A 7,613-nucleotide genomic window follows, 5' to 3' on the forward strand; every position below is an offset into this window, starting at 1 on the left:
AGGAAGCGCGAACTGGTTCGGTAGAACTCATATGCCTGGTCACTCGAAGTCGAGGCCAGACGCCGTGCAAGCTTTATCCCAAGTCTACAAAGGCTGCCGAGATAATTGGTGCGACACTAGCAATCTGCCAGGGTCGTGCGCCAAGCTCAGCGAGTCGCGCGGCGATGTTCTCCGGCGTTGCAGGGACCGGGGGATTCCATGCCACGCGACGCACGAGTGACGGCGTGATGAGGTTCTCGAACGGCATGCTCTGCGCCTCGGCCTCAGCCTCTACGCCTGCGCGTGCTGCTGCGAGACGTGCCGCAGCCTCTGGCGACTTTTGCTCCCAGCTGCGGTGATGCGGGATCGCCTCGGGATCACGTGGCTTCGGGCCGGGCACATTGCGCGTGGTCTTGCCAGCGAGAATTGCGTCCCACCATCGATTCAGCTCGGTGCGGCTTGCGCGACCGCGGAAAGACTCGAGCTTTGCGAGCTCACCCTTTGACCGTGGGTTTGCTGCGACTGCCGCGACGAGTGACGCGTCTGGCACGAGACGGCCAGGCGCAACGTCTTTTTCGCGAGCGAGTCGATCGCGAGAGTTCCACAGTTCACGGGCGACCGCGAGCTGTCGCGGGCCACGCAGCTTGCCGCCGCCTGCCAGCTTGCGCCACGGCTCGTCATTCGCCGGCTTGGGAGCCTTCGTACGAACTGCTTCAAACTCCTGATGCGCAATTTCGAGCTTGTTGCTCGCCTCAAGTTCCCGGTGGACCGCATCACGCAGATCCGGAAGCACGATGACATCGAGCGCAGCGTATTCGAGCCACTCAATCGGCAGCGGGCGGGTCGACCAATCAACGGCCGAGTGTGCCTTTGCGAGCTTGATGTCGAGCAGTCGCTCAGTGACTGCGCCGAGGCCGACGCGTTCAAAACCGAGCAAACGCGATGCAAGCTCGGTGTCGAAGAGCTGCGCAGGCTTCAGGCCGAGTTCTGCGAGGCTCGGTAGATCCTGATCAGCCGAGTGGAGAATCCACTCTTCCGGGTTAATGAGCTCTGCGAGTGGTTCGAGCGAGTCGAGCTTCGTTGGATCGAAGATGTATGTTCCCGATCCGCGCCGAAACACCTGGACCAGGAATGCGCGATTGCTGTATCGGAATCCTGAGGCGCGTTCGGTGTCGATGCCGTACGGGCCTTCTCCCGCTGCAAGTTCCTTCAGGGCCGTCGCGAGCGACCACTTGTCGCCAACGTTCGTCCAGGTTGCCAGGTCTGTCTTAGTCACGCCCGCCTGCTCGCATCCGCAGCCGGTGGGCTGCAATCGAATCGATGCCCTCTTCGTGAGGGAGCCCTGCCAGGAGGCAGAGTAGTTCAGACCAGGCCTCGGCATGAACGGCAAAGTCGTCGCCGAGTGGCGTCCACGATGCCCGCAGCTCAAGGTGGGCACCGTCGCCCTGCCCCTCAAGCGTGCCGAAGCCGCTCGAGAGCACCTTCGTCGCTGTCCCAGAAATAAACGTATACTCGGCGGATCGCGCCGCCAGCGCATCAAGCAACCACGACCACGCCACGTCGGAGATGAACGGGTCGACGCCAATCTCAAGCTCGAGCGGGGCCTGCGCGTAACAAATGACGCGGAACTCGCCGCCCCACTCTTCTATGGCGTCTGGATCATGCAGGAGCACCAAGCGCCCCACCCCAAAGCCAGATTCAACTGCCGCAGAATCATCGGTCAAGTCATGCTGCTTCAAGCCGCCCGCGAGTGCGAATGACTCGGGGGCGATGCTCTCTGGCGCTGGTGTCTCACGGATCGCCAGCTCTTCGCGCAGGTCGGCGTGCCGCAGCTGTTCAACTGCCTCAGCAAACCTTCGCGAGAAACTTGGGGGTGTTGGGGTCACAGGGGAAGACTAGAGTTTGCTGTGAAAGAGTTCGGATTGCCACGCCGAACGCGTTCGAAACGTTAGAGAGTGGGTCCCAGGTATGGGCAATCGCCGCGGAATCATCGCTGGAGCTGTCGCTGCGGGTGTTGTTGGTGCTGCCGCCATTGGTGGCATCGTTGCTGGCGCAACGGTGCTGGCTCGGCGCGCAGTGGAAGGAGAGCGGCTCACCGAAGATCCGCTCGAGGTCGTAAATGTTGGCGAGGCAAAAGGGTTTCCAGCCGTCGTGTTGAGCGGAGTTGGCGCCGGACTGCGTGGCGATTACACGCTACTTTTGGCGCAGGACACGATCCGCGCCCGAGTCGGCAAGGTGCTAGGGCGCGAATCCGGCAACGTGGTTCGCGAGCTGCTTGCCGTCGATCGAGGTGAGCTCCGTCCTGGGCTTCGCGGCAGGCTGACCGGTTGGTGGTACGCCGATCCGGGAGAACTCGGTTTGCGCGTCGAGGAGATTAGCTACCCGACCGAGCTTGGTGAAGCGAAAGCGTGGGTGATCCGCCCGAAGTTCCCACGGAAGAAACGGTGGGCAGTACACGTCCACGGTCGGGGCGCCGAACCGGTCGAAACACTGCGCGGCGTATTGCCGCTCGCCCGTGCCGGCGTCACGAGCCTCGTGATTGCGTACCGGGGCGACGAAGGTGCGCCCGCGAGCGCGAATGGGCGCTTTGGGCTCGGTGTTTCTGAATCCCGTGACGTGGAAGCCGCGATCGCAGAAGCGCGTCGCCGCGGAGCAGAGCGGGTCACGCTCGTTGGCTGGTCGATGGGCGGTACAGCCTGCATGCTGGCGATGCAGCGGGGTGCGCACCGTGACGTGATCGACGGCATCCTGCTTGATTCGCCTGCGCTTGACTGGCCTGACGTGCTGCGAGTCCATGCTCGTGCAGCTGGTGCTCCCGCGCCGCTCGCTGACATCGGCCTCGAGCTTTTGCGTAACAATGTCGTGAAGTCTGGCGTCGAAGACGGGTTGGACGCTGGGTCGCTGGTACCCGAACGATTTGCCCGCGATCTCGATGTGCCGGTGATGATTCAGGCGAGCCGTGGCGATGGCTACGTGCCGAGCACCGGCGCGGAACGCCTTGCGCAGCTGCGTTCAGACCTCGTTGAGCTGCGTCTCGTCGACAAAGCAAAGCACGTGCGGCTGTGGAACATGGATCGTGACGGCTGGGAGGACGCGGCCTTCCGCTTTGCCTCAACGCTGCCGCGCCCCGCATTCCGCGGTTAGTCGCTGCGAACGGAGCGCTGTCGTGGGTAGTCCTCGGCGGCGCTCCGGCGCTAGACTTGCAGGGATGTCTGCCAACGAATTGCACAGCACTGCCCGGATCGTAGATCGACGCCCAGCAATCTCAGGAACTGAGCTTGTTGCTTCACTCGTTCCGCCCCCGCAGTTCGACCATGCCTCCTTCGAGTCGTACCGACCTGATGATCGCTACCCCTCGCAGGCGGAAGCGCGTGACACGCTTGACGCGTTCTCGAAGCCTGCCGCAGCAACGCGCAGCGGTGGTGGCGGATTCTTCGGTTTCGGCCGCAAGAAAGACAAGGGGCCAGCGGCGGCTGCGCCCGCGAAGCCCGGCGTCTACCTTGACGGTGGATTCGGCGTTGGTAAGACCCACCTCCTTGCGGCGACCTGGCACGCGACCGCCGGGCGGAAGTACTTCGGCACCTTCATCCAGTTCACCGCGCTCGTCGGCGCGCTTGGCTACGAGGGCGCGCTCAATGTGCTCCGTGGGGCGAAGCTCATCTGCATTGATGAGTTCGAGCTTGATGATCCGGGTGACACGATGCTCATGACCCGCCTGATTGGTGATCTCACCGCGTCAGGCTCGCGGATCGTTGCCACCTCAAACACCCCACCCAACGCCCTCGGCGAGGGGCGTTTTGCGGCTGCAGACTTCATGCGTGAGATCCAGGCGATGTCTGATCGCTTCGCGACGATCCGCATCGATGGTGTGGACTACCGTCAGCGTGACCTCGAGAGCGACGCCATTGCGTTGAGCGACGAGGCGTACCAGTTCGCTGTGGCTGACGCTGCGGCCTCAGGCAACCGTATGACTGACGATGTTTTCGGCGAGCTCATCGAGCACCTCGCGACCGTGCACCCCTCAAGCTACGTCGGTCTGCTTGCTGGCGTTGACGCACTCGGCATTCGCGACGTGCACGAGATCACTGACCAGTCGTCTGCACTGCGCTTCGTTGCGTTCATTGACCGTGTCTACGATGCGCAGATTCCCATCAGCGCGACCGGTATCCCGCTCACGAATATCTTCGGCGGCGGAATGATCGACGGCGGCTATCGCAAGAAGTACCAGCGTTGCCAGTCGCGTCTCAACGCGCTGACTGCTGCCACGATCGAAGCGTAGCCTCGCGGCATGTGGACTGATCTCGCTCGGAAGCTCCTCGATATCCTCCTGCCGGGGGAGAAGCGGCGATCTTCGAAGCCTTCGTCGCGACCGGGCGCGCGCACGAGTGCGGGCACGATCCCGGGACAGCCGGGCGGGCGCGGATCAGCCAAGCCCGGACCCAGCCCACGCCCGAGCGCAGGTGCTGCGAACGACGCTCTCGTTCCTGGTCGGGACGGCGACGCAGACAGCATTACGCGTGATCTGACGCGGGCAGAAGCCGAGTCGCTGCGATTCGAGTATTCGCCCCAGCGCGACGGCGACCCCGATCCCGGCGAGGTCGTCTGGACGTGGGTGCCCTACGCAGAGAACGATGGGCGCGGAAAGGACCGTCCCGTCCTGATTCTCGGTCGCGTGAGCGCTACCGCGCTCGCTGGCTGCTATCTCAGCACTAAGCAACATCGTGATTTTGTGCCGGTGGGTACCGGTGGCTGGGATCCGCAGCATCGCCCGAGCTATCTCTCGCCTGAACGCCTCTTGCGCGTCACTCACTCTGGTATGCGCCGTGAGGGGCATGAGATCGATCGCGAAACCTTTATTGCGGCAGCTACAGTTGTGGCCCGCACCCACCACTTGCGCGGTTAGTGCGGGCCACACTGGCTCACTGTTGATCGCTACATCGTGGTGATCTCGCCGCGGTTGGGTGCCTTGATATCGGTGTCTTCGCCCCACTTGCTGTAGTCAAGGGTCGATACGCCGGTGCCAAGATCCATGATGATGCGGCGTGGCAGGTCATCGGGACCAACGTACAACTTGTATTCGACGCTCTTGCCGAGCGCGAGGAGTTCCTCTGGGCCGATTGCTTCGATCTGTCCGGTGCTTGTGAGGAGCTTCTCTGGATCGAGCGAGAGCGTGTACTCGGTCGTCTTCACGCCATCGATCTTCTCGCCACTACCGGTCTTCTTGAGTGACTGCAGTGCGCCTTCAAACGCCGCAAACTGTGCGGCAGGGTCTGTCTGTGCGGTGAGATCATCAATGTTCAGCGCCCCAGACTGGTCTTGCGAAACCTCAACCCACTTGTCGGCGGTGACCTCGCCGAGCGACATGTAGACCTTTCCCTTGATGAGTTTGAGCTCCGCGGTTGTGGAGGTGTTTTCATCAACGGGCATGTCCATGAGCATGTGCATGCGTAGGTCATTCGAGTTCTCTGAGAACTCCATGTCTGCGCTCGCGGTGATCTCAGAACCCTGGCCTTCAATCTTGGTTTCCAGGTGTGCGGATCCCGAGCGGAGCTGCGCCGCGCTGATTCGATTCACAAAGTTCTCGGCGGTGAGCTCGGTGCCGATCTCGGCCTCGGAGACGGTGTCTGCGGGGCTTGTGCCTGCGCCGGAACAGCCAGTGAGGCTCAGGCCAGCAACGAGGGCGAGGGACGCGAACACAGTGCGTTTCTTGAAAGAAGCCATGTGCGTAAGTGTATTGGGGCGCGGTTTGGCTGGCCTGAGTGTGAGGTGGTTTGAGCGGATTGGTAGGTGTGCGCGTAGCAAATGGCTGAGAGGCCGAAGCTGATTTACCGAAGATATGTAATCGGCCGTCAATATGCTGTTTGGAGCCGAATTCACCATATTTTCGGCAGAATGCATATCTACGAAAACCTCGGGTGGGCTTGAGGTAGCGGGCCTCTTCCGAAAGAGAAAACCCCAGACAGAAGTCTGGGGTTTTTGCTGTGCGAGCTATTTGGTCTAATCAGCATGCGACTTTCGAAGCGAGAGGCAAAATGAGTGGACAGTATCCCGATCTTTTCGCATCCTGAAGTGATTAATCAGACAGCGCCATGCGGTCAGTCGTGATCCGTGAACGCTGGCCGCATCTGAAGATAGGTATTCGCGCTGCGCTGGTACGCATCTATTTGTGGAACAAGGCGCTGAAAGTGCTCAGAAGCGCAATGAAGATCGAGGGCCTCACGATCCGGCCATTCCTCAACGAAAATGAAGTGCCCCGGATCCTCATCGTCAACGAAGAGTTCATAGGAGACGTTGAGCGGCTCCGCACGCGTAAGCTCGACGAGCTCACGGTACAGCGGCATCACGATATCTACGGCATCGAGTCGGATGAAGTCCTGGGCAATCATTTTCAGCATGATGAACCCAGTCTCGCAGGATTCCCCGCTGCAAGCTGCCAAGTATCCCTGTGATCTGCCGGGGTCGACCTGGATCCGCCGGAAATCGCCTGTGTTACACCCGGGGGAGTCGAGCTTCAGTCGACGGCTACGTGAATCAGAGAAAACAAGAAACCCCCGGCTATAGAACCGGGGGTTTGTCTGTGCGCGATACTGGGATCGAACCAGTGACCCCTTCCGTGTCAGGGAAGTGCGCTACCGCTGCGCCAATCGCGCCAATGTTATTGGCGAGTTTCGAGTGAAACTCAGGAGAATGATCAGAAACTCTTTTCATTCAGAGCGGATGACGAGATTCGAACTCGCGACCCTCACCTTGGCAAGGTGATGCGCTACCAGCTGCGCTACATCCGCATGTCTTTCAGGCCATCGTTTCCTTTGCCCTGCGACTTGAATAACTATAGAGGTGACATGAAGGGTGCGCACAATTAGGCCAAATTCGGGCGCGTCGCAGAACGTGCCATTGGTGAAAGGAACAACGGGGTCTATGGGGGTTCCTTGTCTTGTGTGAGTATTGAGAAGAGGGAAAGGTTGCGCACGCGCGGCGCACGGCTCCGACCGGTGCGTGCGAGGAGGCATTCATGAGTACTGCACCGTTGCAAGTGGTCTTGGCGCGCACACATGTGTGGGTGCCAGTGGCCCTGTTGTTGCTCGCCACAGTAGTGAGCAACGCCCCGCGACAATTCGGAGAAATCTCGTATTGGATAAGCGTTGCGCTGACTACTGCTGGTTTGGGTGCCATTGCTATTTCGGGCTACTTTCGCAAAGGACTGCTCAGCGCAATGCCCGCGGCCGCGGCGCTATTTTTGGTTTTCGCGTTGTGGCCCGTCTATAGCGGTCTAGTGAGCCTCGCGATTGATCCAATGCAGCCAAATCAAAGTTACGCGGTCGTGTTTGCCTTGGCGCTTCTTGCCGGGTTCGTTGCCATGGCGCTCGCTTGGAAGGCGCAAGTGGCTCCTCGGCACGCTCAGTTCATTGCCTGCGCGCTGTTTGGGTCACTGCTTGGATGCCTGGCTTTCGGCTGGGTGCTGAATTTCGCCGGTATTGATCTTCTGGGCGGCCTGGGTGCGTTTTTAGGGTTATAGGACAAAACGTGTGTAACGAATCCTGATCTAGCCGCATAAACACGCCCCTAAACAAGGACCGTCTTACCCCGGCACCATTAACCGTGCCGGAAATCAGTAACACCACCCATTGCGTGAT

The 7,613-nt window shown here is 60.7% G+C and carries 8 protein-coding genes and 2 tRNA genes; 4 read left to right on the forward strand and 6 right to left on the reverse strand.

The genetic code is table 11. The features are described from left to right. Positions 1-73: 73 nt before the first annotated feature. Together ICL81_RS11755 and ICL81_RS11760 are read right to left on the reverse strand one after the other, a co-directional pair. Positions 74-1,255 carry an HRDC domain-containing protein gene (locus tag ICL81_RS11755; RefSeq protein WP_353055524.1) on the reverse strand — a complete coding sequence of 394 codons (1,182 nt, stop codon included), beginning with the start codon at positions 1,253-1,255 and terminating at the stop codon, positions 74-76. Then, positions 1,248-1,865: a DUF3000 domain-containing protein gene (locus tag ICL81_RS11760; protein ID WP_188035064.1), complete on the reverse strand. Its 618-nt coding sequence runs from the start codon at positions 1,863-1,865 to the stop codon at positions 1,248-1,250. The genes ICL81_RS11755 and ICL81_RS11760 overlap by 8 nt, the downstream gene beginning before the upstream one ends. 82 nt (positions 1,866-1,947) lie before the next feature. On the opposite strand from ICL81_RS11760, the gene ICL81_RS11765 reads away from it, so the two are divergent. From ICL81_RS11765 to ICL81_RS11775, 3 genes are all read left to right on the forward strand, one after another. Further along, positions 1,948-3,123, forward strand: coding sequence for an alpha/beta hydrolase (locus ICL81_RS11765; protein ID WP_188035065.1), 1,176 nt, complete (start codon positions 1,948-1,950; stop codon positions 3,121-3,123). A gap of 64 nt (positions 3,124-3,187) precedes the next feature. Next, complete coding sequence (gene zapE, locus ICL81_RS11770) at positions 3,188-4,258, forward strand: cell division protein ZapE (protein WP_188035066.1); 1,071 nt, start codon at positions 3,188-3,190, stop codon at positions 4,256-4,258. A 9-nt stretch (positions 4,259-4,267) separates the two neighbouring features. Next, positions 4,268-4,882, forward strand: coding sequence for a hypothetical protein (locus ICL81_RS11775; protein ID WP_188035067.1), 615 nt, complete (start codon positions 4,268-4,270; stop codon positions 4,880-4,882). Between the two features lie 29 nt (positions 4,883-4,911). Here ICL81_RS11775 and ICL81_RS11780 read toward each other — a convergent pair whose 3' ends face one another. From ICL81_RS11780 to ICL81_RS11795, 4 genes are all read right to left on the reverse strand, one after another. Next, positions 4,912-5,700 carry a DUF6612 family protein gene (locus ICL81_RS11780; protein ID WP_188035068.1) on the reverse strand — a complete coding sequence of 263 codons (789 nt, stop codon included), beginning with the start codon at positions 5,698-5,700 and terminating at the stop codon, positions 4,912-4,914. Between the two features lie 374 nt (positions 5,701-6,074). Next, complete coding sequence (locus ICL81_RS11785; protein ID WP_188035069.1) at positions 6,075-6,374, reverse strand: putative quinol monooxygenase; 300 nt, start codon at positions 6,372-6,374, stop codon at positions 6,075-6,077. Between the two features lie 183 nt (positions 6,375-6,557). Next, positions 6,558-6,629, reverse strand: a tRNA-Val gene (locus ICL81_RS11790). 62 nt (positions 6,630-6,691) lie between these two features. Then, positions 6,692-6,764 (reverse strand) — tRNA-Gly (locus tag ICL81_RS11795). A gap of 227 nt (positions 6,765-6,991) precedes the next feature. Between ICL81_RS11795 and ICL81_RS11800 the strand changes: the two genes are divergently transcribed. Next, positions 6,992-7,495 carry a hypothetical protein gene (locus ICL81_RS11800; protein WP_188035070.1) on the forward strand — a complete coding sequence of 168 codons (504 nt, stop codon included), beginning with the start codon at positions 6,992-6,994 and terminating at the stop codon, positions 7,493-7,495. Positions 7,496-7,613 lie beyond the last annotated feature (118 nt).

Source organism: Leucobacter sp. cx-328, assembly GCF_014530035.1.
Classification (GTDB): Bacteria; Actinomycetota; Actinomycetes; order Actinomycetales; family Microbacteriaceae; genus Leucobacter.